Consider the following 22458-nt stretch of genomic DNA (forward strand, 5'->3'; position numbering starts at 1 on the left):
GCGGTCAGCGATACGGCGAGCAGCTTCCCGAGAACTCGGCGTGGGAAGCATCTGCGGTGACGGCACCCATGACGACGGCGAGATGCATCTACACGGTCCTGCTCTGAGTCATCCGCTGCAACACAACGGCGGACACAAGAGCGCCCAGTTCCATCGCTGAGAAAGAAGTTGGACAGCAACTCCCAAGTGAGCGGCTACGCCGATGTACACGCCCCCCGGACAACGCTGAGCACCGCCACGCAGGTGAGCCAGCGGCAACCGACCGATGCACCCCGGCCTTCCCAAGCCGCCGACGTGACGGCTCCAGCAGCACGTTCCTGACTCCGTATATAGCTTGATCCGACGTAAGCGACCCCGTCGAACGGAGGATGACAGCACACCGAGTGCCACACCTGATTCAACTCGCCTTCACCAGCCCACATTACTTTTCGCAACCAGCTGCGACGCTCTGTCGCCATCACTTAGCGTTTCGCGGTAACAAACAACCCCGGCCGGGTGTTCGCAGCACCCGCCGGGGTCTCACCACAGGATCGACAGCACTCTCGCAGGCAGGCCACAAGTAATGACAGGCATGGCACAGCACGTAGGGGTGTACCTGCGTCAATCTGAGCGCCGCACCACCGGCAGCCAGGCCAGCACGGCCGCCCAACGCGAAGAATGCCTGAAGGCCATGGAGCAATGGGCGATTCAACCGGCCCACGTCGCGGTCTACGAGGACCTGGGATTGCTCTTCTTGGACCGCGTCGAAGTCCGCAAGGCGTACCCTCACGCCGGACAAGGCGTACCCACCGCATCGCGCGTCAGCATCACCTGGGCAGGAGGTATGACCCTCGACGGCCTGCCGGACAACGAGAGATTGTGCGAGTCCGCCTGAACAACAGACGGAGACCGGACATCGTCGGCCAGCCTGCGAGCCGGCCGACGATCTGTCATGGACCTACAGCCCGCCCTCGGACATCCCATGCACCGCCGGGACCGTCCCCAGCCGTCCCTTCTGGAAGTCGTCGAAGGCCTGCTGGAGTTCCTCACGGGTGTTCATGACGAACGGGCCGTAGTGCGCCATCGGCTCACGGATCGGCTGTCCGCCCAGCAGGACGACCTCCATGTCCGGCGTGTGGGAGTCCTGCTTCTCGTCCGCACGGACGGTCAGTGAGCCGCCGGCTCCGAAGACCGCGGTCTGGCCCAGGTGGATCGGCCGGCGCTCCGCCCCCACCGAACCGCGACCCGCCAGCACGTACGCCAGACCGTTGAAGTCCTCACGCCACGGAAGGGTGAGCTCCGCACCCGGCGCCAGCGTCGCGTGGATCATCGTGATCGGGGTGTGGGTGACACCGGGACCCTGGTGACCGTCGAGCTCACCGGCGATGACCCGGAGCAGCGCGCCACCGTCCGGCGTCGACAGCAACTGCACGTTGCCGCCCCGGATGTCCTGGTACCGCGGCGCCATCATCTTGTCCTTGGCCGGCAGGTTCACCCACAGCTGGAGGCCGTGGAAGAGCCCGCCCGACATGACGAGCGACTCCGGCGGCGCCTCGATGTGGAGCAGACCCGAACCGGCCGTCATCCACTGGGTGTCGCCGTTGGTGATGGTGCCGCCACCGCCCTGCGAGTCCTGATGATCGAAGATCCCGTCGATGATGTACGTGACGGTCTCGAAGCCGCGGTGCGGATGCCAGGGGGTCCCCTTCGGTTCACCCGGCGCGTACTCCACCTCACCCATCTGATCCATCATGATGAACGGATCAAGGTTCCGGTAATGGATCCCCGCGAACGCCCTGCGCACCGGGAATCCCTCGCCCTCGAAGCCACTCGGCGCGGTCGTCACGCCGAGGACGGGACGGGCCACCGCGTCCGCCGTCGCGGCCACGCGCGGCAGGGTCAGCGGGTTGTCGACAGTCACTGCAGGCATGTCGGTACCTCCTTGTGGTTCGAGTTTAGTTGAGCGTTGAACTTTCTGCCACCTCTAACGACAGAAGCCCGGAGGGCATTCCCTCCAGGCTTCTCCCAGACCTCGCACCCCCTGAAGAGGTCAGGTGGCGAGTTCCGGTTCCCGATCGGCGATCTTCTCCGGTGCCGGCCGGTCGTCCCGCATCACCAGCGTCGCCAGCAGCGCCGCCGCCAGGACGCCGATCGCGCTGATCGTGAAGGTCGTCGACATGGAGGCGGTGAAGGCCTCGCGGGCCGCCGCCAGCAGCCCGGGGTCCTTCAGGGCGGCCGCTCCGGCTATCGAGTGCCTCGCCTGCTCCGGCGTGCCCTCGGGCATCCGGTGCGCGAAGCCGCTCGACAGGAGCGAACCCAGGATCGCGATGCCCAGTGCGGTGCCGGCCTGCTGGACGGTGTCGTTCAGGGCCGAGCCGACGCCCGCCTTGTCCTCGGGGATGGTGCCCATCAGCGCCGCCACCGCAGCCGGCATCGCCAGGCCCGCACCCAGCCCGAGCAGGCCGAGCGCTACGGCCGGGACGGCGAAGCCGGAGTCCGCCGAGACCGTGGTCAGCAGGGCGAAGCAGGCCGCCATCACCAGCATGCCCACGAGGATCACCCACCGGTTGCCATACTTCGCGGCGAGCTTGACTCCCACGCCGTTGCCCAGCAGGGCCGTGACCGCCAGCGGCACGAAGGCCAGGCCCGCGGTGACCGGTGAGTAGCCGAGCACGAACTGGAGGTACTGGGTGAGCACCAGGAGCAGGCCGCCGTTGCCCGTCTGGACCAGGGCCAGTGAGAGCGAACCGCCGCTGAAGTTGCGGTGCTTGAAGAGGACGAGCGGGACCATGGGGGACTTGGTGACGTTCTCCCAGACGACGAAGCCGGTCAGGGACACGAGGGCCACGGGCAGGGCGGCGGTCCACACGCCGTGCTGCGGCAGCTCGATGATCCACCACACCAGGGCGGTCATCCCGGCCGCCGACAGCACCGCGCCCAGCGGGTCGGCCTTCTGCCAGGGTGCCTTCGACTCCGGCATCAGCGTCAGACCGGCGATGATCGCGAGGGCCACGACCGGCACGTTGAGGAGGAAGATCGACTGCCAGGAGAAGTGGTCGATCAGGACACCGCCGAGCACGGGGCTGCCGACCAGGCCGAGCATCGCCACCGAGCTCCAGGCCGCCATCGCCCGGCCGCGCTCGTCCTCGTCGAAGACGGTGATGAGGATCGAGAGTGTGGACGGCATGACCAGCGCGCCCCCGACGCCCATGGCGACGCGGACGGCTATCACCTCGCCGGGGGTGGTGCACCAGATCGCGGCCAGTGAGGCGGCGCCGAAGAGCAGGAGTCCGATCAGCATCACCTTGCGGCGGCCGAACCGGTCGCCCAGGCTGCCCGAGGTGAGCAGCAGGCCGGCGAAGACCAGGATGTAGGAGTCCAGGATCCACTGGGTGTCCTGGGCGCTCGCTCCGATCTCCTCGGTCATGACTGGTACCGCGACGGTCAACGCCATGCTGTCGACGACGAGCACCAGGCTGCTCAGGCAGAGCACGACCAGGATCCACCAGCGGCGTGGATTGCGGACTTCCAAGGCGTTCATGACGATTCCCCTCCGGCTTCGTGACACCGTTCCCTTGTTGCGAACACTGTACGCACAACGGAACGTCGTTCGCAAGCATCGCTCTTGTACGCTTGACGCGAACGACGTACGCACCAGGCTGCACCGAAGGAACAGGAGCACCGATGCCGACGAAGCCGACCCCCATCCCCTCCGTCTGGGCCCGGCCCCAGCGCGAGCCCGACCAGCCGGCGCTCAGCCGTGCCGCGATCGTGCGCGAGGCGATCGTCATGCTGGACGCGGAGGGCGTGGAGGCGCTGAGCATGCGCAAGCTCGCCACCCGGCTGAACGCCGGCGCGGCTTCGCTCTACCGGCACGTGGCCACGAAGGACGAGCTGATGGAGCTGGCGGTGGACGAGGTCGCCGCGGAGATCCACGTCCCGTCGGCGGACGGCCCCGACTGGCGGGCGGCCGTCACGGAGGCGGCCCGCTCCTTCCGTACGACGGCCCTGCGGCACCCGTGGCTGCCCCCGGTCCTCGGCCAGGCGGGCCTCGCCTATCTGGGCCCCAACCTCATGTCCTACTCGGAGCGGCTGGCGGCCCTGTTCACGGCCGCCGGATTCCCGGATCCCGGCACGGCGATCGACGCGGTGCTGTCGTACGTGATCGGTATGAGCACCACGGAGGCGGCCTGGCTCACCACGGTCACCCGCTCCGGGGACTCGGAGTCGGGCCTCATCGCCCGCCTTCTCCCCGCGGTGCAGCAGGCCACGGCCCCGCACAGCCATCTGGCGCAGGGCTACGCCGAGACGGAGGAGGCGGCCACGACGGACCCGGCCGCCCTGCGGGAGGCGAAATTCGAGGCCGCCCTGGACATCGTCCTGGACGGCCTGTCACTGCGTCTTGGAACCCCTGAGCGTGGGAACCCCGTGAGTGTGGGAACCCCGTGAGCGCGTTACCCGTACATCCTGCGCATCGCGAACTCGACCATCTGTTCCACGGCCTTCGCGTCGAAGACGATCCGGTGCTCCCCCTCCATGTCGAGGACGAAGCCGTAGCCCGTGGGCAGCAGGTCGAGGACCTCGGCGCCGGTGATGACGAAGTACTTGGACTCCTTGCCCGCGTACCGCCGCAGTTCCTTGAGCGTGGTGAACATGGGGATCACCGGCTGCTGGGTGTTGTGCAGGGCGAGGAACCCGGGGTTGTCGCCGCGCGGGCAGTAGACCTTGGACGTGGCGAAGACCTGCTGGAAGTCCTCCGCCGCCAGCTGCCCGGTGGTGAAGGCACGCACCGCGTCCGCGAGCGAGGGCGGGGACGGCTCGGGGTACAGCGGCGGCTGCTGGCCGTACCCGCCCACACCGCCGGCCATGGGCTGCTGCGGCGGGACGCCGTACTGCTGCTGGGCACCAGCGTTCTGGTCGTAGCCGTACATGGGCGTAAGAGTACCGAGGGGGCGGGGGCGGTGGGCGGCTACCGGCGGCCGGAAAACCGACAGCGACCCGACAGCCGCCGGCTCTGGGTTGCGGGGGGCCACCGCTCGTAGCGTCGGTTCATGCGCAGACATGACGACGAAGAGGTCCACGAGCACGACCGAGGGCTCTCCTACGACCTCCCCGTGCTCGCCCGCCGGCGGATGATCCGGCTGCTGGCGGGAGCGAGTGCGGGGGCCGGATTGGCGGCTCTGGTGGGCTGCACGGCCGAAAACACCCCGCCTTCCGCCGCCGGGGATACCTCCTCTACCGCCGCGGGCACCTCTTCTTCCGCCGGGGACTGCGCCACCGTTCCCGAGGAGACCGCGGGCCCCTACCCCGGCGACGGCTCGAACGGCGTGAATGTCCTGAAGGAGAGCGGGGTCGTCCGCAGCGACATCACCGGCAGCTTCGGCGACTCCGCGGGCGGCACCGCCGAGGGCGTCCCCCTGACCTTCACGCTCACCGTCGTGGACGCCGCCTCGGGCTGCGGGACCCCGAGGAAGGGCGCCGCGGTCTACGTCTGGCACTGCGACCCGGAGGGCGGTTACTCCCTCTACACCGAGGGCGTCACCGACGAGAACTATCTGCGCGGCGTCCAGGAGACCGACGAGAAGGGCCGGGTGACGTTCACCAGCGTCTTCCCGGGCTGCTACACCGGCCGCTGGCCGCACATCCACTTCGAGGTCTACGGCAGTCTCCGGGACGCGACGAGCGCCACCGCGATCACGAGCACCTCGCAGCTCGCGCTCCCGAAGGACGTCTGCGACACGGTGTACGCCACCGAGGGCTACGAGAGCAGCGTGGACAACCTGGGCCGGCTCTCCCTGGAGTCGGACAGCGTCTTCAGGGACGGCCACGACCGGCAGCTCGCGGCGGTGAAGGGGAGCGTGGAGGAGGGATACACCGCCACGCTGACCATCGCGGTGTGAACCGTCACAGATGGCCTGATCGGGGTTGCGACTTATTACCGACGGGTAGCATCATCGGAGCTACTTGTTGGTATGTGTACTAGCGCGAGGAACCAAGTGCCTCGCCGAACTCTTTACGGAGCCGTCGCCATGGGGCACTACAAGTCGAATCTGCGCGACATCGAGTTCAACCTCTTCGAAGTACTCGGGCGCGACAAGCTGTACGGCACCGGGCCCTTCGCGGAGATGGACGTAGAGACCGCGAAGAGCATCCTCGAGGAGCTGACCCGTCTCTCGGAGAACGAGCTGGCGGAGTCCTTCACGGACGCCGACCGCAACCCGCCGGTCTTCGACCCCGAGACGAACACCGCGCCGGTCCCGGCGTCCTTCAAGAAGAGCTACAAGGCCTTCATGGACTCCGAGTACTGGCGCCTTGGCCTGCCCGAGGAGGTCGGCGGCACGACGGCTCCGCCGTCCCTGATCTGGTCGTACGCCGAGCTGATCCTCGGCGCGAACCCGGCCGTGTGGATGTACTCCTCCGGCCCGGCGTTCGCCGGGATCCTCTTCGACGAGGGCAACGAGGTCCAGAAGAAGATCGCCCAGATCGCCGTGGAGCGGACCTGGGGCTCGACCATGGTGCTGACCGAGCCCGACGCGGGCTCCGACGTCGGCGCCGGGCGCACCAAGGCGGTCCAGCAGGAGGACGGCTCCTGGCACATCGAGGGCGTCAAGCGGTTCATCACCTCCGGTGAGCACGACATGGAGGAGAACATCCTTCACTATGTGCTCGCGCGGCCGGAAGGTGCCGGTCCGGGCACCAAGGGGCTGTCCCTCTTCCTCGTCCCGAAGTACCTGTTCGACTTCGAGACCGGCGAGCTGGGCGAGCGCAACGGCGTGTACGCGACGAACGTCGAGCACAAGATGGGCCTGAAGGCCTCCAACACCTGCGAGATGACCTTCGGTGACCGGCACCCCGCCAAGGGCTGGCTGATCGGTGACAAGCACGACGGCATCCGTCAGATGTTCCGGATCATCGAGTTCGCGCGGATGATGGTCGGCACGAAGGCGATCTCCACGCTGTCGACGGGCTACCTGAACGCGCTGGAGTACGCCAAGGAGCGCGTCCAGGGTCCCGACCTGGCGAACTTCATGGACAAGACCGCGCCCAAGGTCACCATCACCCACCACCCCGACGTGCGCCGTGCGCTGATCACGCAGAAGGCGTACGCCGAGGGCATGCGGGCGCTGGTCCTCTACACCGCCTCGATCCAGGACGCGATCGCCGTCAAGGAGGCCGCGGGCGAGGACACCAAGACCGAGCACGCGCTGAACGACCTGCTCCTGCCGATCGTCAAGGGCTACGGCTCCGAGAAGGGCTACGAGCAGCTCGCCCAGTCGCTGCAGACCTTCGGCGGCTCCGGCTTCCTGCAGGAGTACCCGATCGAGCAGTACATCCGCGACGCCAAGATCGACACCCTGTACGAGGGCACCACCGCGATCCAGGGCCAGGACTTCTTCTTCCGGAAGATCGTCCGCAACCAGGGCGCGGCCCTGAACTCCCTCGCCGAGGACATCAAGAAGTTCCTGGCGCTCGGCACCGGCGGCGAGGAGCTCGCGGGCGCCCGTGAGCACCTGGCCAAGGCCGCCGTCGAGCTGGAGGCGATCGTCGGTCTGATGCTGACCGACCTCGCGGCCACCGAGCAGGACGTCAAGAACATCTACAAGGTGGGCCTCAACACCACCCGCCTGCTGATGGCCTCCGGTGACGTCGTCGTCGGCTACCTGCTCCTCAAGGGCGCGGCGATCGCCGCCGAGAAGCTGGAGACGGCCTCCGCGAAGGACAAGCCCTTCTACACCGGCAAGATCGCCGCGGCGAAGTTCTTCGCGGCCAACGTCCTGCCGGGCGTGACCCTGGCCCGCAAGGTCGCCGAGGGCGTCGAGCTGGACCTGATGGAGCTGGACGAGGCCGCGTTCTGATCCGACCGGTCTCCGGCCCGCCGTGGCGGCGGCCCGCTTCCCTGCCGGGGAGCGGGCCGCCGCCGTTTTCGTACCCGGAGAAAATCTTCGGGCCGCGTGTGACGCAAGCGGCGCCGTGGGCATCGCCGACACGACCCTGATGGCCGTGCCGCATCACGCGCGGCATACGCCGCCCACCCGCCGCTTTCCGATCAAGTCGGTCTCGGAGGCACCGTGTTCCTTCACAGAACCGCGGCTCGACACGGCTGCACGGCACCTTAGGGTGGCTGCCATGAGCGCACCCCACCGCTTCGACCGCGGCCACACCGACGACCTGATGTCCTTCCTGGCGGCGAGCCCCACGCCGTACCACGCGGTGGCGAACGCCGCCGAGCGGCTGGAGAAGGCCGGCTTCCGCCAGGTCTCGGAGACGGACGCCTGGGACGGGTCGAGCGGCGGCAAGTACGTGCTGCGCGGCGGCGCGATCATCGCCTGGTACGTCCCCGAGAACGCGGCGCCCCACACGCCGTACCGCGTCGTCGGCGCGCACACCGACTCCCCGAACCTGCGGGTCAAGCCGCTGCCGGACAGCGGGGCGCACGGCTGGCGCCAGGTCGCCGTGGAGATCTACGGCGGCCCCCTGATGAACTCCTGGCTGGACCGTGACCTGGGCCTGGCCGGCCGGCTGACGCTGCGGGACGGTTCGACGCGGCTGGTGAACGTGGACCGGCCGCTGCTGAGAGTGCCCCAGCTCGCCATCCACCTGGACCGCGCGGTGTCGTCGGACGGCCTCAAGCTCGACAAGCAGCGGCATCTGCAGCCCATCTGGGGTCTCGGCGACGACGTGCGCGACGGCGACCTGATCGCCTTCCTGGAAGAGGAACTGGGGCTCGGCGCGGGCCAGGTGACCGGCTGGGACCTGATGACGCACTCCGTGGAGGCGCCCGCCTACCTGGGCCGGGACAAGGAGCTGCTGGCCGGCCCGCGGATGGACAACCTGCTGTCCGTGCACGCGGGGGTGGCCGCCCTGACCGCGGTCTCCTCCGGTGAGCTGCCGTACCTCCCCGTCCTCGCCGCCTTCGATCACGAGGAGAACGGTTCACAGTCGGACACCGGCGCGGACGGGCCGCTGCTCGGCGGGATCCTGGAGCGCTCGGTGTTCGCGCGCGGCGGGTCCTACGAGGACCGGGCGCGGGCCTTCGCGGCGACGGTCTGTCTGTCCTCCGACACCGGGCACGCCGTGCACCCCAACTACGCGGAGCGGCACGACCCGACGCACCACCCGCGCGTCAACGGCGGCCCGATCCTCAAGGTCAACGTCAACAACCGCTACGCCACGGACGGTTCGGGACGTGCCGTGTGGGCCGCCGCCTGCGAGCGGGCCGACGTGCCCTTCCAGTCCTTCGTCTCCAACAACTCCATGCCCTGCGGCACGACGATCGGCCCGATCACCGCGGCCCGGCACGGCATCAAGACCGTCGACATCGGTGTGGCGATCCTGTCGATGCACAGTGTCCGGGAGTTGTGCGGCGCGGACGACCCGCATCTGCTGGCGAACGCTCTGGTGGCGTTCCTGGAGGGGTAGTTCGAGGGAAGTGGGGGTACCCGGAAGTCCGGACCGGAACGACCGGACCGGACAGGGAGGCGACACTCATGGGCCTCGGCGGGTGCATCATCCTCATCGCCGTGGGAGCAATCCTCACGTTCGCCACCGACTGGCACATGCAGGGGGTCAACCTCGACCTGGTCGGTGTGATCCTGATGATCGTGGGACTGATCGGCGTGACGACATTCAGCAGCATCGCCCGGCGGCGGCGCGTGGTGGTACCGCCCACCACGTCGACCGTCGTGGAGGAGCGCCGGGACGGGTACTCCGACGGATACGGCGTGTAACGGACACGGCGAGCCCCTGCGGTTCGCTGAACCCGGCGGTCTCCGCCGTACCGTCGGTGAAGCCGCGCGCGCCGGATCCGATCCGGCGTACGACGCTCTCGCCGTCCGCGGCGAACTCCACCAGCTGGTGCCGGGTGGTGTCGCTGACCAGGAGGTGGCCGGACGGCAGCAGGAGCGCCTTGCTCGGGAAGCGCAGGGTGGTCGGCTCGGGCTCGGGCGGCACGTACGGCCTCTCGCCCCGCCGCAGGGTGCCCTTCGCGCCGTGCTCGGCCTCCAGCTCCGTCACCAGCCGCTCGATCGCGTGCACATGCCCCTCGCCGGCATGCTGCGCGACCACATACCGTTCCTGTGGACTGAGCGGGAGTGAGCCCGATCAGCCGCGCGCTCCGAACGGTCTTGAGCGAGCTGGTCCCCGGCGTACTCGACCCCGGATGGCGACACGCATCCTGTGCGTGGTCCGGGCCCGGGAGGCCGGTGTCCCAGGTCGCACGATCACGTTGGCCCGATCGGCCCAGGACTCTGCAAGCCCGCCAGCAGGCGATCACGACGAGCGTCGGCCAGGCCCGGACCGCGTACTGCTTCCAGGTCGCGAGCTCGGGGTCGTCGAGGACGGGATGCCCGACGCCGTACTGCTCGACCGCGTCCGCCACCGCCGAATGCTCCGCCTCGTGCGCGAACTTCGGGGAGTGCACACCGATCACCACGACGGTCTCGGAGTGCTTCTCCTCCAGTTCACGCAGCTCGTCGAGGCCATGCAGGCAGTTGATGCAGCAAAAGGTCCAGAAGTCGAGGATGACGATGCGACCCCGCAGGTCGGCGAGGGTGTACGGCTTCCCGCCCGTGTTCAGCCAGCCGCCCTCGCCGATCAGCTCGGGGGCGCGGACACGGACGCGCCGGGGTGCGGAATCGGTCATGGATCAAGGGTGCCACCCGGCACTGACAGTCAGCTCAGCGCGCGGCCCGTCGTCACGTCCACGTGGGCCGGGACCTCGTCGTGGCGGTCGCCGACCGTGGAGGTGCCGGTCGGTTCGAGCAGCAGGATGTCGGTCGGGACGGGGGCGTACGGCTTGTGCTCGACGCCCCGCGGGACGGTGAAGACGGACAGCCTCGGCAGGACGACCGTGCGCTCTCCGGCCGGCTCACGCAGCCAGATGTGCAGTTCGCCGTCGAGAACCAGGAAGAACTCGTCGGTGTCGTCGTGCACGTGCCAGAGGTGCTCGCCCTCGACGTGCGTGACGCGGACGTCGTAGTCGTTGACGGCGGTGACGATGCGGGGGCTCCACCGATCGGTGAAGGAGGCCAGGGCGGCGGACAGGGAGACGGGTTCGGTTGCCATGGCGTCATCGTGCGGGGTGGCCGGGACGGCGTACGAGTGCTAGGAATCGCGTATGCCGCAAGGATCCTCTCAGTCGGCCCCTCGTCCGCACCGGGTCGCCGTGATCGTCGACGAGGGCACCAACCCCTTCGAAGTGGGCGTCGCCACCGAGCTGTTCGGGCTGCCGCGGCCCGAACTGGGGCGGCCGGGGCCGCTGTACGAGGTGACCCTGTGCGCGCCGGCCCCCGAGGTCCGGATGAACCACGGCTTCTTCACGCTGACCGGGGTGCCCGGGCTGGACGCGGTGGACGACGCCGACACCCTCGTGGTGCCCGGGCGGCCGGACAACGTCGTCCCGCGCGGGGCGGCCGTACGGGAGGCGATCCGCCGCACGCACGCGCGTGGCGCCCGGGTGATCAGCCTGTGCACCGGCAGCTTCGCGCTCGCCGAGGCCGGGCTGCTGGACGGGCGGCGGGCCACCACGCACTGGATGTGGGCCGACGCCTTCCGCGAGCTGCATCCTCGGGTGCTCCTGGAGCCGGACGTGCTGTTCGTGGACGAGGGTGACGTGCTGACGGCGGCGGGCAGCGCGGCCGCGCTGGATCTCGGGCTGTACGTCGTGCGGCGCGACCACGGCGCCGAGGTCGCGAACGCGGTGTCCCGCAGGCTCGTCTTCGCCGCCCACCGCGACGGCGGGCAGCGGCAGTTCGTGGAGCGGCCCGTGCCCGACGTACGGGACGAGTCGCTGGGCCCGCTGCTCGCGTGGGCGCAGGAACGGCTGGGGGAGCCGCTGACCGTCGCCGACCTGGCGGCCCGCGCGGCCGTCTCTCCCGCCACCCTGCACCGCCGCTTCCAGGCCCAACTCGGGACGACTCCGCTGGCCTGGCTGACGGGGGAACGGGTGGCGCTGGCGTGCCGGCTCATCGAGCGCGGGGAGGAGCGACTGGACGTGGTGGCCGCGCGGAGCGGTCTGGGCACGGCCGCCAACCTCCGCGCACGCGTGCGGCGCGAGACGGGACTCAGCCCGTCGGCCTATCGGCGGCGTTTCGGAGCGGGTGCCGGGGAAGCGATGACGGCATGAGATTCCTCGTACGCGACCGGCTCCTCGGCTTCGGTGACGACTACTGGATCGAGGACGACCAGGGCAACAAGGTGTTCCTCGTCGACGGCAAGGCCATGCGGGTCCGGGACACCTTCGAGTTGAAGGACACCCAGGGGCGGGTCCTGATCGACATCCACCAGAAGATGTTCGCCCTGCGCGACACGATGGTGATCGAGCGGGACGGTGAGCCGCTGGCGACCATCAGGCGGAAACGCCTGTCGCTGCTGCGCAACCACTACCGGGTGGCCCTCGCCGACGGCCGTACCGAACTCGACGTCAGCGGCAAGATCCTCGACCGGGAGTTCGCCGTCGAATACGACGGTGAGCTGCTCGCGGTGGTCTCGCGCCGATGGCTGCACGTCCGCGAGACCTACGGCGTCGACATCGTCCGGGACGACGCGGATCCGGCGCTGCTCATCGCGGTGGCGGTGTGCGTGATCCACCTCGCCGAGAAGGACCGGGAGGACGACTGAGACAGGACGACTGAGGGCGGACGACTGAGGGAAGACGACTGACGCGGCGACCCGGGGTCAGAGCACCCGGTCCTTCAGGGCCGGGAACTGCTCCCTGGTCACAGCCACCTTCCCGGGGTCGAACTCCACCGTGAGGACCTCCTCGCCGGCGCCCGCCTCCGCGAGGACCTCGCCCCAGGGATCCACCACGATCGAGTGACCGGCCTGAGGAACTCGCGCGTGCGTCCCGGCCGTTCCACAAGCGAGCACGAACGCCTGGTTCTCGACCGCCCGCGCCCGGGCCAGCAGCGTCCAGTGCCCCCGGCGGCGCTCCGGCCAGCCCGCCGGGATCACCAGGGTCTCGGCGCCCGCGTCGACGAGACCGCGGAAGAGTTCGGGGAAACGGAGGTCGTAACAGGTGGCCACGCCCAGCGTCGTCTGCGGCAGACGGACCGTCACCAGGTCCTCGCCCCGGCCCATCAGCACGGCCTCGCCCTTGTCGAAGCCGAAGCGGTGGATCTTGCGGTAGGAGGCGGCCAGGTCGCCGGAGGGGGAGAAGAGGAGGGAGGTGTTGTAGAGGGTGCCGTCCGGGGTCCGCTCGGGGATCGAGCCCGCGTGCAGCCACACGCCCGTCTCGCTCGCCGCCTTCGCCATGACCTCGTGGGTGGGCCCTTCCAGGGGCTCGGCCTCGCTCTCGAACTCCTCGAAGGCGAACGCCCCGGTGGTCCACAGTTCCGGCAGCACGACGAGGTCGGCTCCGGCCTGATCCCGCACCAGTGCCGCCACGCGACGCCGACGTGATTCGACCGATTCGCCCTCATCCACGGCGATCTGGATCAAAGAGGCGCGCACACTACCACCGTCCTGGCATTCGAGCCGTCCATTACGGGCCTACGATCGTCACACGAAAGCACTGCCGGGGTGCCTCACAGCAGCGTAACTTAGCGTCTCAAGACACCCGCCGACAGCCACCACCTCCACTGGCAACGACGCCATCACCAGCCCGTGCTCCGACCGCCGAGGGGTCCCGTTCCGTGAGTCTGCATCCCACCCTCCAGCCCTACGCCGACGCCTGGACCGACTCCATCGACGCGATATCCGAGCTGGTGAACCCCCTCGTGGAGGGAGAGTGGAATCGCCGCACCCCCTGCCCCGGCTGGTCGGTGAGGGACGTGGTGTCTCATGTCATCGGCCTGGACTGCGAGATGCTGGGCGACCCGCGCCCCATCCACTCCCTCCCGCGCGACCTCTTCCACGTCACCAACGAACATCAGCGGTACATGGAGATGCAGGTCGACGTCCGCCGTCACCACACGGCGCCGGAGATGACCTCCGAGCTGGAGTACGTCATCATCCGCCGCAACCGTCAGCTGCGGAACGAGTCCCGCGACCCCGGCACTAAGGTGCGCGGCCCGCTCGGAACCGAACTGACCCTCGCGGACTCCATGCGCCAGCACGCCTTCGACGTGTGGGTGCACGAGCAGGACCTGCGCACCGCCCTGGGCCGGCCCGGCAACCTGGACTCCCCCGGCGCGCACATCGCCCGTGACGTCCTGCTCGGCGCGCTCCCCGACGTCGTGGCCGTCAAGGCCGAGGCGCCCCGCAGTTCGGCGGTCGTCTTCGACGTCCACGGTCCCGTCGAGTTCCTGCGCACCATCCGCGTCGACATCCAGGGTCGCGGCACCCTGGAGACCGTCCCCGCTCTCGGGCCGGCCGCCGCTCTCAGCCTCGACTGGGAGACGTACGTCCGCCTGGCCTGCGGCCGGGTGAGCGTGGACGCGGTGGCGGACCGGGTGAAGGCGGAGGGCGACCCGGAGCTGACGTCGGCGATCCTGCGGAACTTCACGGTGACGCGGTAGCGCGTGACGGGGCCCGTCCCGGAGGGGGTGCCGACCGCGCGCCGACGTCGGTTCAGGCGGGCACGTGGACCGTCTCCACGCGGCTGGCCACCAGCCGCTCCCGCTCCCGCCGGGCCGCCCGTCCGCGCAGCCGCAGGATCTGGCTGACGCCGAGCGCCTGGAGCACGAAGACGGAGGAGAAGGCCACGGTGTAGTTGTCGCCGGTCGCGTCCAGGAGCACACCGACGGCGAACAGGGTGGTCATCGAGGCGACGAACCCGCCCATGTTGGTGATGCCGGACGCGGTGCCCTGCCGCTCCGGCGGGTTCGCCGGCCGCGCGAAGTCGAAGCCGAGCATCGACGCCGGTCCGCACGAGCCGAGCACCACGCACAGCACGATCAGCAGCCACATCGGCGCGCGCTCGCCGGGGTAGGCCAGCGTGGTCGCCCACAGCAGCGCCGTCGCCCCCACGGTCCCGAGCGCGAGCGGCAGCCGCGCCCCGTGGTGCCGGGCGACGACCTGGCCGTAGACCAGACCGACGACCATGTTGGACAGCACGACCAGGGTGAGCAGTTCGCCCGCCGTCGCGCGGGACAGGCCCTGCGCCTCGACGAGGAACGGCAGGCCCCACAGCAGCAGGAACACCATCGCCGGGAACTGCGTCGTGAAGTGCACCCACAGGCCGAGCCGGGTGCCGGGTTCCCGCCAGGACGCGGCGATCTGGCGTCGCACGTAGGCCGCTCCCTGGTGCGGGAAGGGCCCGGGCTCCTGTCCCTCGGGGTGGTCCTTGAGGAAGAGCAGCAGCAGGACCAGCACCACCACACCGGCCAGCGAGCTGCCCGCGAAGGCGGCCGTCCAGCCGACGCCGTGCAGCAGCCGGGCGAGGACCAGTGTGGAGACCAGGTTGCCCGCCATACCGGCGAGCCCGGCGAGCTGCGCGACCAGCGGTCCGCGCCGGGCCGGGAACCAGCGGGTGCCCAGCCGCAGCACGCTGATGAAGGTCATCGCGTCGCCGCAGCCGAGCAGGGCGCGCGAGGCGAGGGCGGTGCCGTACGACGGTGAGAACGCGAAGCCGAGCTGCCCGGCCGTGAAGAGCACCACGCCGAGCGTCAGCACCTTCTTGGTGCCGAGCCGGTCCACGAGCAGACCGACCGGTATCTGCATCCCGGCGTAGACCAGGAGCTGGAGGATCGAGAAGGTCGACAGGGCCGAGGCGTTGACATGGAAACGTTCGGCCGCGTCGAGGCCGGCCACCCCGAGGGACGTACGGAAGATGACCGCGACGAAGTAGACGGAGACGCCGATGCCCCACACGGCCATCGCGCGCCGGCCGCCCGGTGGGTCGCCGGGGAGCCTGGTGTGGCTCATCGGACCTCACCCCGGGCGAGGTGGGAGAACCACTCGACATGCCCGTGGATCAGATGTACGACCGCCTCCGCGTCGCCGGAGCGCAGTGCGTCGAGGATCTGCTCGTGCTCGGTGAGCGTCTTGGTGATGCGGTCCGGGTGGGCGTGCATGACGGCGACGCCCATCCTGAGCTGGCGGTCGCGGAGCTGGTCGTAGAGCCGGCTGAGGATCTCGTTGCCGCCGCTGCGCACGATCTCGGCGTGGAAACAGCGGTCGGTGACGGCGGCGCCGGCCAAATCGCCGGCGGCGGCCTGCTCCTTCTGCCGCGCCAGCAGTTCCTCCAGGCGGGCGATGAGCTGCGGGGACGCGGGTACGGCCTTGCGGGCGGCGTGCCCCTCGACCAGCTGCCGGGTCTCGACGACGTCGGCGATCTCCTGCGCGGAGACGGGCAGGACCAGCGCTCCCTTTTTCGGGTAAAGCTTGATCAGCCCCTCGACCTCGAGGCGCAGCAGCGCCTCCCGCACGGGCGTACGAGAGACTCCGACGGCCTCCCCGAGCTCGCCCTCGGTGAGCAGCGTCCCGCCCTCGTAACGGCGGTCCAGGACACTCTGCTTGACGTGCGCGTAGACGCGATCGGCGGCGGGGGGCTGTTTCGCGGTCAACGTCCCCTGAGTGGTCATGCCGACAGCATAGATACAACACGTACGCGTGGAGTATCCGTCCAGTATGCGGACCCGCGTGTACCAACGAGGTCACAGAAGTCAACCCTGGCCACTTCACCCCACAACCATTCGTGCTACATACGTGTCTCATGCGTGCGGCCCTCTTTCCCCCCCTCAACTCGGCCGCACCTCAGGGGCATTCAACGCAATCGGGGTATTTTCAGTTGATTACCGCCATCACAGGTACCAAGGGCAGCCGCTTCCGCAGAGCCACCGCGGTCACCGTCACCGCGGGCGCCATGCTCGCGACCGGCGCCCTGGTCGCCGCGCCGGCACAGGCCGCCACGGCGCCCTCGATCGTGGCCAAGGGCGGCTACGTCATGAACAACGCGAACGCGAAGACGCTGTTCACCAAGGCGGCGGACACCAAGCGTTCCACGGGCTCCACCACCAAGATCATGACCGCGAAGGTCGTGCTCGCGCAGTCGAACCTGAACCTGGACAAGAAGGTCACGATCCAGAAGGCGTACAGCGACTACGTCGTCGCGAACAACGCCTCTCAGGCGCACCTCATCGTCGGCGACAAGGTCACCGTCCGTCAGCTGCTGTACGGCCTGATGCTGCCGTCGGGCTGCGACGCCGCGTACGCGCTCGCCGACACGTACGGCACCGGCTCGACGCGAGCCGCGCGCGTGAAGTCGTTCGTCGGCAAGATGAACAGTGCCGCCACGGCACTTGGTCTGCGGAACACGCACTTCGACTCGTTCGACGGCATCGGCAACGGCAACAACTACTCGACGCCGCGCGACCTGACGAAGATCGCCAGCAGCGCGATGAAGAACTCCACCTTCCGCACGGTCGTGAAGACGAAGAAGTACACGGCGAAGACCATCACCAAGACGGGCTCCACCCGCACGATGGCGACCTGGACCAACACGAACGGTCTGCTCAGCAGCTACAGCGGCACCATCGGCGTGAAGACCGGCTCGGGGCCCGAGGCCAAGTACTGCCTCGTCTTCGCCGCCACCCGCAACGGCAAGACCATTATCGGCACGGTCCTCGCCTCCACCTCGATCACCCAGCGCGAGACGGACGCGAAGAAGCTCCTCAACTACGGCTTCGCGACGGTCGGCTGACATCGACATTCCACAAGGGGCCTGCCATCGCGTCAATGGCAGGCCCCTTCGCCATGCCAGGATTCCAGGGGTCGGACGCAAGCGAAACCAGGGTATTTACCTCGCATTGGTGAATACCGTTACGTCAGTTGGCATATCCGATCTTCTCAGCCCTAGGTTCCGCTGCGGAGGTGGTTCACATGAACGAACCGAGCAAGCGGCCCGAGGCGGGCAAGAGGCATGAGGCGATCGACATCGGTGACTTCGTCTACGCGGCGACCGGGCACCGGATTCGACGACTGACCATGCCGGACGGGAACCACTGGTTTCCGGCGGTGGACGTGTGCAAGCAGCTGGGGCACACCAATACGCAGAAGGCACTCTCCGACCACGTCCCGGAAGACCACCGAGACATTCTTGAGACCCTAACTGGAGGTTACGGTCTCAGCGTTCCCGCAGGTAGAGAGTGGCGGCGAGACCTGAATGTCATCTCGCTCCAAGGTCTGATCCTGCTCGTCAACGCCTGCACCAAGCCCTCCTGTGCTCCTTTCAAGCAGTGGGCCGCCGAGGTGATCGAGACCGTCCAGCGAGAGGGTTCCTACACTCTCCAAGAGGCCGAGGTGCAGCCCTTTGAACCGGGCGCACCCATCGCATACGCCATGCCTGAGCAGGTCGCCGAGGCCATCGTCCGGCTTGAGGAACGCAACCTCCAGGCGGACGAACAGCTCGCGGTCTCCCAGCACAGGTTGCTCGCGTTGCAGGAGGAGATCCTGGAGACGCAGCGTGCCGCCCTCACCGCCCAGCAGACCATGGCTCTGGCCATGGAACGCATCGCGGACCGGCTCGACTCCCTGGTCCTCGAACGCCCGGCACCCACCCAAGACGTGTCCGCTCCACCGACGACGGAGTCCGTTCTGGCGGACTGGCGCCGTCGGTTGTCCGTGACGGAGGACGTCTGGACCGTGGCCGTGGTCATCGCGCCGGTCCTCGTGGAGGAGGGGGAGCTGCGGCGGCCGCTCGAATCGATCGCGGCCCGGACCGGACTGTCCGTGCACCGCGTCAACGAATGCCTGCGGCTGCTGCGCAAGCACGCCTGCATCCGCTCTCAGGGCGCGTCGGAGGACGGGGCTCCGGTGTACGTGCTCAACCGGTCCTGACCGACCCGTGAATGACTGAAGGGGCGGCCGCAAACCAAACTTGCGGCCGTCCCTTCAGTGTTGGACAACGTACCCGCCGCGCGCGGGTCACGCCCAGGTGATGAGTTTCTTCGGCTGTTCCAGGATCGCGGCCACGTCGGCGAGGACCTTGGAACCCAGCTCCCCGTCGATCAGGCGGTGGTCGAAGCTGAGGGCCAGGGTGGTGACCTGGCGGGGCTTGACCTTGCCCTTGTGGACCCAGGGCTGGAGCTTGATCGCGCCGACGGCGAGGATCGCGGACTCGCCGGGCGGCAGGATCGGGGTGCCGGTGTCGACGCCGAAGACGCCGACGTTGGTGATGGTCACCGTGCCGCCCTGCATGGCGGTGGGGCTGGTACGGCCCTCCTTGGCAGTGGCCACCAGTTCGCCGAGTTCCTGGGCGAGTTGGGGCAGCGCCTTGGTGTGGGCGTCCTTGATGTTCGGGACGATCAGGCCACGGGGGGTGGCCGCGGCGATGCCCAGGTTGACGTAGTGCTTGAGGACGATCTCCTGGTTCGCCTCGTCCCAGGACGCGTTGACGTCCGGGTTCCGCTTGATCGCCACCAGGAGGGCCTTGGCGATCAGCAGGAGCGGGTTCACGCGCAGGCCCGCGAAGTCCTTGTCCTGCTTGAGCTCCTCGACCAGCTTCAGGGTGCGGGTGACGTCCACCGTCACGAACTCCGTGACGTGCGGGGCGGTGAACGCGGAGCCGACCATCGCCTGGGCGGTGGCCTTGCGGACGCCCTTGACGGGGATACGGGTCTCGCGGGCCGCGTCGTACGAGGCGGCGGGCGCCGCCGGGACCGCCGGGAACTGTGTCGCCGGGGCCTGCGTGGCCGGCGCGGGCGCCTCGGCCGGGGCGACGGCCGCGTGGACGTCCTCGCGGGTGATGATTCCGTCCGGGCCGGACGGGATCACCGTGCTGAGGTCGACGCCCAAGTCCTTGGCCAGCTTGCGCACCGGCGGCTTGGCCAGCGGACGCGACTGCACGGCTGCGGCCGACGCGGTGACGGCCGACGCGGTGGGCGCCGGGGCTGCCGGGGCCGGGTCCACGACGGCCGGGCCATGGCCGTTCAGCTCGGTCTGGATCGCCACCGAAGCCTGCTGGACAGGCAGTTCGGGGCCCTTGCGGGGGCGGCGCTTGGTCGAGGAGACGGCCACGCCGTAACCGACCAGGACCGGCTGACGGCCCGTGCCCTCCGGCTTCTTCTCGGGAGCGGGGGCGGGAGCGGGAGCCGCGGCGGCCTCAGAAGCCTCGGCCGGCGTCTCCGCCGTCTCCGGGGCCGCGGGGGCGGCCCCGCCGCTCACGTCGATGGCGATGATCGCGGTGCCCACGTCGACCGTGGTGCCCTCGGGGAAGCGCAGGTCGCGCACCACCCCGTCGTAGGGGATGGGCAGCTCGACGGCCGCCTTGGCCGTCTCCACCTCACACACCACCTGCCCGTCGGTGACCGTGTCGCCGGGCTGGACGTACCACTTGAGGATCTCCGCCTCGGTCAGGCCCTCGCCCACGTCGGGCATCTTGAACTCACGTACGGACGCATCCGTCATCGTCGTCACGGCCCTCTCCTCAGTACGCCAGCGAGCGGTCGACGGCATCCAGCACCCGGTCCAGGCCCGGCAGGTACTCGTCCTCCAGACGCGCCGGCGGATAGGGGGCGTGGTAGCCGCCCACCCGCAGCACCGGCGCCTCCAGGTGGTAGAAGCACCGCTCGGTGATCCGGGCGGCGATCTCCGCGCCGGAGCCGAAGAACACCGGCGCCTCGTGCACCACCACCAGCCGCCGCGTCTTCTCCACCGAGGCCTGGATCGTGTCGAAGTCCAGGGGCGAGACGGAGCGCAGGTCCAGCACCTCCAGCGACTTGCCCTCCTCGGCGGCCGCGTCCGCGACCTCCTGGCACAGCTTCACCATCGGGCCGTAGGCGACCAGGGTGACATCGGTGCCCTCACGGACCACCTGCGCCTTGTGCAGCGGGCCGGGGATGGCCTCGGTGTTGACCTCGCCCTTGTCCCAGTAGCGCCGCTTGGGCTCGAAGAAGATCACCGGGTCGTCGCTCTGGATGGCCTGCTGCATCATCCAGTACGCGTCCGACGCGTTCGACGGCGAGACCACCTTCAGCCCCGCCACGTGCGCGAACAGCGCCTCCGGGGACTCCGAGTGGTGTTCCACCGCGCCGATGCCGCCGCCGTAGGGGATACGGACGACGACCGGCATCTTGACCTTGCCGAGCGACCGGGCGTGCATCTTCGCCAGCTGGGTGACGATCTGGTCGTAGGCCGGGAACACGAACCCGTCGAACTGGATCTCCACCACCGGCCGGTAGCCGCGCAGGGCCAGGCCGATCGCGGTGCCGACGATGCCGGACTCCGCGAGCGGGGTGTCGACGACCCGGTCCTCGCCGAAGTCCTTCTGGAGGCCGTCGGTGACCCGGAAGACGCCGCCGAGTTTGCCGACGTCCTCGCCCATCACCAGGACCTTGGGGTCGGTCTCCAGGGCCCGCCGCAGCGACTCGTTGATCGCCTTGGCCAGAGCCATGTTCTTGAATGTCACCGTCTCCGCCATGATCAGGCCCCTTCCCCATCCGCGAACGACGCCTGGTAGGCGGCGAAACCGGCCCGCTCCTCATCGACCAGCGCATGCCCGTCCGCGTACGCGTGGTCGAAGATGGCGAAACGGTCCGGGTCCGGCATGGCACGGACCGCCTCACGCACTCGCCTGCCCAACGCCTCGGACTCGGTCTCCAGTTCCGCGAAGAATCCCTCGTCCGCGTGGTTTGCGGCCTCCAGGTACCGGCGAAGGCGCAGGATCGGGTCCTTGGCCTCCCACGCCTCGCGCTCCTCGTCGGCCCGGTACTTGCTCGGGTCGTCGGAGGTGGTGTGGGCGCCCATCCGGTAGGTGTACGCCTCGACGAGCGTCGGCCCCTCACCCGCGCGGGCCCGCTCCAGCGCCCACTTGGTGACGGCCAGCGACGCGAGCACGTCGTTGCCGTCGACCCGCACTCCCGGGAAGCCGAAGCCCTGCGCGCGCTGGTACAGCGGTACGCGGGTCTGCTTCTCGGTCGGCTCGGAGATGGCCCACTGGTTGTTCTGGCAGAAGAACACGACCGGGGCGTTGTAGACCGCGGAGAAGGTGAACGATTCGGCCACGTCGCCCTGGCTGGAGGCACCGTCGCCGAAGTACGCGATGACCGCGGAGTCGGCGCCGTCCTTGGCGACGCCCATCGCGTAGCCCGTGGCGTGCAGCGTCTGGGAGCCGATGACGATCGTGTAGAGGTGGAAGTTGTTGCTGTTCGGGTCCCAGCCGCCGTTGTTCACCCCGCGGAACATGCCGAGCAGGTTGGTGGGGTCGACCCCGCGGCACCAGGCCACGCCGTGCTCGCGGTAGGTCGGGAAGACGTAGTCGTCGTCGCGCAGCGCCCGTCCCGATCCGATCTGGGCGGCCTCCTGGCCGAGCAGCGAGGCCCACAGGCCCAGTTCGCCCTGGCGCTGCAGGGAGGTGGCCTCGGCGTCGAAGCGACGGGTGAGCACCATGTCGCGGTACAGGCCGCGGAGCTCTTCGGGGGTGATGTCGGCGACGTACTTGTCGTACTCGGCGTTCTTGACGCGCTTGCCCTCGGGCGTCAACAGCTGAACCAGTTCGGGCTTGGTGCTCGGGGACTTCCTCGTCCCGGCGCTGCGTCGCGGCTTGCGCGCGGCAGTGCTCTCCACGGTCACGTGTGCTCCTCCGTCGGTCCGGCCCCCGGG

The 22458-nt window shown here is 69.2% G+C and carries 21 protein-coding genes and 2 pseudogenes; 11 read left to right on the forward strand and 12 right to left on the reverse strand.

Going from position 1 to position 22458, the window contains the following annotated elements; all coding sequences use genetic code 11:
* Positions 1–571: 571 nt before the first annotated feature.
* On the forward strand, positions 572–874 hold the full coding sequence (locus ACIRP7_RS11085; RefSeq protein WP_403656410.1) for a hypothetical protein: 303 nt from the start codon (positions 572–574) through the stop codon (positions 872–874).
* Positions 875–937: 63 nt separating this feature from the next.
* On the opposite strand, the gene ACIRP7_RS11090 is transcribed toward ACIRP7_RS11085, so the two are convergent.
* Both ACIRP7_RS11090 and ACIRP7_RS11095 read right to left on the reverse strand, forming a co-directional pair.
* Positions 938–1909, reverse strand: a complete 972-nt coding sequence (locus ACIRP7_RS11090; protein WP_403656413.1) for a pirin family protein — start codon at positions 1907–1909, stop codon at positions 938–940.
* 120 nt (positions 1910–2029) lie between these two features.
* Complete coding sequence (locus ACIRP7_RS11095; RefSeq protein WP_403656416.1) at positions 2030–3520, reverse strand: MFS transporter; 1491 nt, start codon at positions 3518–3520, stop codon at positions 2030–2032.
* A 143-nt stretch (positions 3521–3663) separates the two neighbouring features.
* Between ACIRP7_RS11095 and ACIRP7_RS11100 the strand changes: the two genes are divergently transcribed.
* Positions 3664–4428, forward strand: a complete 765-nt coding sequence (locus tag ACIRP7_RS11100) for a TetR/AcrR family transcriptional regulator C-terminal domain-containing protein (protein ID WP_403656419.1) — start codon at positions 3664–3666, stop codon at positions 4426–4428.
* Between the two features lie 5 nt (positions 4429–4433).
* Here the strand turns inward: ACIRP7_RS11100 and ACIRP7_RS11105 are convergent, their stop codons facing one another.
* The gene (locus ACIRP7_RS11105) at positions 4434–4910 is read right to left on the reverse strand and encodes an SseB family protein (protein WP_123990455.1); all 477 of its coding nucleotides are present in this window, start codon (positions 4908–4910) and stop codon (positions 4434–4436) included.
* Between the two features lie 120 nt (positions 4911–5030).
* Here ACIRP7_RS11105 and ACIRP7_RS11110 point away from each other — a divergent pair, with 120 nt between their 5' ends.
* The 4 genes from ACIRP7_RS11110 to ACIRP7_RS11125 all read left to right on the forward strand — a co-directional run bounded on the left by ACIRP7_RS11110 (position 5031) and on the right by ACIRP7_RS11125 (position 9707).
* Complete coding sequence (locus ACIRP7_RS11110; protein WP_403656422.1) at positions 5031–5879, forward strand: intradiol ring-cleavage dioxygenase; 849 nt, start codon at positions 5031–5033, stop codon at positions 5877–5879.
* Between the two features lie 129 nt (positions 5880–6008).
* Positions 6009–7835, forward strand: a complete 1827-nt coding sequence (locus ACIRP7_RS11115; protein ID WP_403656425.1) for an acyl-CoA dehydrogenase — start codon at positions 6009–6011, stop codon at positions 7833–7835.
* Positions 7836–8106: 271 nt separating this feature from the next.
* Positions 8107–9399 (forward strand): M18 family aminopeptidase, encoded by a 1293-nt coding sequence (locus ACIRP7_RS11120; protein ID WP_403656428.1) that lies wholly within the window; start codon positions 8107–8109, stop codon positions 9397–9399.
* A gap of 68 nt (positions 9400–9467) precedes the next feature.
* Positions 9468–9707, forward strand: coding sequence for a DUF6458 family protein (locus ACIRP7_RS11125; RefSeq protein ID WP_020119420.1), 240 nt, complete (start codon positions 9468–9470; stop codon positions 9705–9707).
* Between the two features lie 4 nt (positions 9708–9711).
* Here the strand turns inward: ACIRP7_RS11125 and ACIRP7_RS11130 are convergent.
* The 3 genes and pseudogenes from ACIRP7_RS11130 to ACIRP7_RS11140 all read right to left on the reverse strand — a co-directional run.
* Positions 9712–10056 (reverse strand): annotated as a pseudogene (locus ACIRP7_RS11130) (alkyl hydroperoxide reductase); the annotation flags it as partial.
* A gap of 190 nt (positions 10057–10246) precedes the next feature.
* Positions 10247–10621: pseudogene (locus ACIRP7_RS11135) on the reverse strand (redoxin domain-containing protein); the annotation flags it as partial.
* Between the two features lie 29 nt (positions 10622–10650).
* On the reverse strand, positions 10651–11043 hold the full coding sequence (locus tag ACIRP7_RS11140) for a cupin domain-containing protein (RefSeq protein WP_403656431.1): 393 nt from the start codon (positions 11041–11043) through the stop codon (positions 10651–10653).
* A 52-nt stretch (positions 11044–11095) separates the two neighbouring features.
* On the opposite strand from ACIRP7_RS11140, the gene ACIRP7_RS11145 reads away from it, so the two are divergent.
* Both ACIRP7_RS11145 and ACIRP7_RS11150 read left to right on the forward strand, forming a co-directional pair.
* On the forward strand, positions 11096–12103 hold the full coding sequence (locus ACIRP7_RS11145; protein ID WP_403656434.1) for a GlxA family transcriptional regulator: 1008 nt from the start codon (positions 11096–11098) through the stop codon (positions 12101–12103).
* Positions 12100–12597, forward strand: a complete 498-nt coding sequence (locus ACIRP7_RS11150; RefSeq protein WP_389998682.1) for an LURP-one-related/scramblase family protein — start codon at positions 12100–12102, stop codon at positions 12595–12597. The genes ACIRP7_RS11145 and ACIRP7_RS11150 overlap by 4 nt, the downstream gene beginning before the upstream one ends.
* A gap of 57 nt (positions 12598–12654) precedes the next feature.
* Here ACIRP7_RS11150 and ACIRP7_RS11155 read toward each other — a convergent pair whose 3' ends face one another.
* Positions 12655–13428 carry a carbon-nitrogen family hydrolase gene (locus tag ACIRP7_RS11155; protein ID WP_403656438.1) on the reverse strand — a complete coding sequence of 258 codons (774 nt, stop codon included), beginning with the start codon at positions 13426–13428 and terminating at the stop codon, positions 12655–12657.
* Between the two features lie 182 nt (positions 13429–13610).
* Between ACIRP7_RS11155 and ACIRP7_RS11160 the strand changes: the two genes are divergently transcribed.
* Positions 13611–14435, forward strand: a complete 825-nt coding sequence (locus ACIRP7_RS11160) for a maleylpyruvate isomerase family mycothiol-dependent enzyme (protein ID WP_403656441.1) — start codon at positions 13611–13613, stop codon at positions 14433–14435.
* Positions 14436–14487: 52 nt separating this feature from the next.
* Here the strand turns inward: ACIRP7_RS11160 and ACIRP7_RS11165 are convergent, their stop codons facing one another.
* Positions 14488–15783, reverse strand: a complete 1296-nt coding sequence (locus ACIRP7_RS11165) for a nitrate/nitrite transporter (protein ID WP_403656444.1) — start codon at positions 15781–15783, stop codon at positions 14488–14490.
* Positions 15780–16442, reverse strand: coding sequence for a GntR family transcriptional regulator (locus tag ACIRP7_RS11170; RefSeq protein ID WP_403656447.1), 663 nt, complete (start codon positions 16440–16442; stop codon positions 15780–15782). Before ACIRP7_RS11170 ends, ACIRP7_RS11165 begins: the two co-directional genes overlap by 4 nt.
* A gap of 281 nt (positions 16443–16723) precedes the next feature.
* On the opposite strand from ACIRP7_RS11170, the gene ACIRP7_RS11175 reads away from it, so the two are divergent.
* Both ACIRP7_RS11175 and ACIRP7_RS11180 read left to right on the forward strand, forming a co-directional pair.
* Positions 16724–17560 (forward strand): D-alanyl-D-alanine carboxypeptidase family protein, encoded by an 837-nt coding sequence (locus ACIRP7_RS11175; RefSeq protein ID WP_403657122.1) that lies wholly within the window; start codon positions 16724–16726, stop codon positions 17558–17560.
* 179 nt (positions 17561–17739) lie between these two features.
* The gene (locus ACIRP7_RS11180) at positions 17740–18696 is read left to right on the forward strand and encodes a Bro-N domain-containing protein (protein ID WP_403656450.1); all 957 of its coding nucleotides are present in this window, start codon (positions 17740–17742) and stop codon (positions 18694–18696) included.
* Between the two features lie 87 nt (positions 18697–18783).
* On the opposite strand, the gene ACIRP7_RS11185 is transcribed toward ACIRP7_RS11180, so the two are convergent.
* Genes ACIRP7_RS11185 through pdhA form a run of 3 tightly spaced genes read right to left on the reverse strand, consistent with a single transcriptional unit; the run spans position 18784 to position 22428 of the window.
* Entirely contained in the window at positions 18784–20274 is a 1491-nt protein-coding gene (locus ACIRP7_RS11185) for a dihydrolipoamide acetyltransferase family protein (protein WP_403656453.1), read from the reverse strand.
* A 10-nt stretch (positions 20275–20284) separates the two neighbouring features.
* Entirely contained in the window at positions 20285–21277 is a 993-nt protein-coding gene (locus ACIRP7_RS11190) for an alpha-ketoacid dehydrogenase subunit beta (RefSeq protein ID WP_403656456.1), read from the reverse strand.
* A 2-nt stretch (positions 21278–21279) separates the two neighbouring features.
* Positions 21280–22428, reverse strand: coding sequence for a pyruvate dehydrogenase (acetyl-transferring) E1 component subunit alpha (gene pdhA / locus ACIRP7_RS11195; protein ID WP_403656459.1), 1149 nt, complete (start codon positions 22426–22428; stop codon positions 21280–21282).
* Positions 22429–22458 lie beyond the last annotated feature (30 nt).

Source organism: Streptomyces sp. NPDC102270 (assembly GCF_044766405.1).
GTDB lineage: Bacteria > Actinomycetota > Actinomycetes > Streptomycetales > Streptomycetaceae > Streptomyces.

What these genes read in the sequence shown, in the direction of transcription:
- ACIRP7_RS11085 (WP_403656410.1), top strand. Translation starts at nt 572, where the DNA reads ATGGCACAGCACGTAGGGGTGTACCTGCGTCAATCTGAGCGCCGCACC.
- ACIRP7_RS11090 (WP_403656413.1), bottom strand. Translation starts at nt 1,909, where the DNA reads ATGCCTGCAGTGACTGTCGACAACCCGCTGACCCTGCCGCGCGTGGCC.
- ACIRP7_RS11095 (WP_403656416.1), bottom strand. Translation starts at nt 3,520, where the DNA reads ATGAACGCCTTGGAAGTCCGCAATCCACGCCGCTGGTGGATCCTGGTC.
- ACIRP7_RS11100 (WP_403656419.1), top strand. Translation starts at nt 3,664, where the DNA reads ATGCCGACGAAGCCGACCCCCATCCCCTCCGTCTGGGCCCGGCCCCAG.
- ACIRP7_RS11105 (WP_123990455.1), bottom strand. Translation starts at nt 4,910, where the DNA reads ATGTACGGCTACGACCAGAACGCTGGTGCCCAGCAGCAGTACGGCGTC.
- ACIRP7_RS11110 (WP_403656422.1), top strand. Translation starts at nt 5,031, where the DNA reads ATGCGCAGACATGACGACGAAGAGGTCCACGAGCACGACCGAGGGCTC.
- ACIRP7_RS11115 (WP_403656425.1), top strand. Translation starts at nt 6,009, where the DNA reads ATGGGGCACTACAAGTCGAATCTGCGCGACATCGAGTTCAACCTCTTC.
- ACIRP7_RS11120 (WP_403656428.1), top strand. Translation starts at nt 8,107, where the DNA reads ATGAGCGCACCCCACCGCTTCGACCGCGGCCACACCGACGACCTGATG.
- ACIRP7_RS11125 (WP_020119420.1), top strand. Translation starts at nt 9,468, where the DNA reads ATGGGCCTCGGCGGGTGCATCATCCTCATCGCCGTGGGAGCAATCCTC.
- ACIRP7_RS11140 (WP_403656431.1), bottom strand. Translation starts at nt 11,043, where the DNA reads ATGGCAACCGAACCCGTCTCCCTGTCCGCCGCCCTGGCCTCCTTCACC.
- ACIRP7_RS11145 (WP_403656434.1), top strand. Translation starts at nt 11,096, where the DNA reads ATGCCGCAAGGATCCTCTCAGTCGGCCCCTCGTCCGCACCGGGTCGCC.
- ACIRP7_RS11150 (WP_389998682.1), top strand. Translation starts at nt 12,100, where the DNA reads ATGAGATTCCTCGTACGCGACCGGCTCCTCGGCTTCGGTGACGACTAC.
- ACIRP7_RS11165 (WP_403656444.1), bottom strand. Translation starts at nt 15,783, where the DNA reads ATGAGCCACACCAGGCTCCCCGGCGACCCACCGGGCGGCCGGCGCGCG.
- ACIRP7_RS11170 (WP_403656447.1), bottom strand. Translation starts at nt 16,442, where the DNA reads ATGACCACTCAGGGGACGTTGACCGCGAAACAGCCCCCCGCCGCCGAT.
- ACIRP7_RS11175 (WP_403657122.1), top strand. Translation starts at nt 16,724, where the DNA reads ATGCTCGCGACCGGCGCCCTGGTCGCCGCGCCGGCACAGGCCGCCACG.
- ACIRP7_RS11180 (WP_403656450.1), top strand. Translation starts at nt 17,740, where the DNA reads ATGAACGAACCGAGCAAGCGGCCCGAGGCGGGCAAGAGGCATGAGGCG.
- ACIRP7_RS11190 (WP_403656456.1), bottom strand. Translation starts at nt 21,277, where the DNA reads ATGGCGGAGACGGTGACATTCAAGAACATGGCTCTGGCCAAGGCGATC.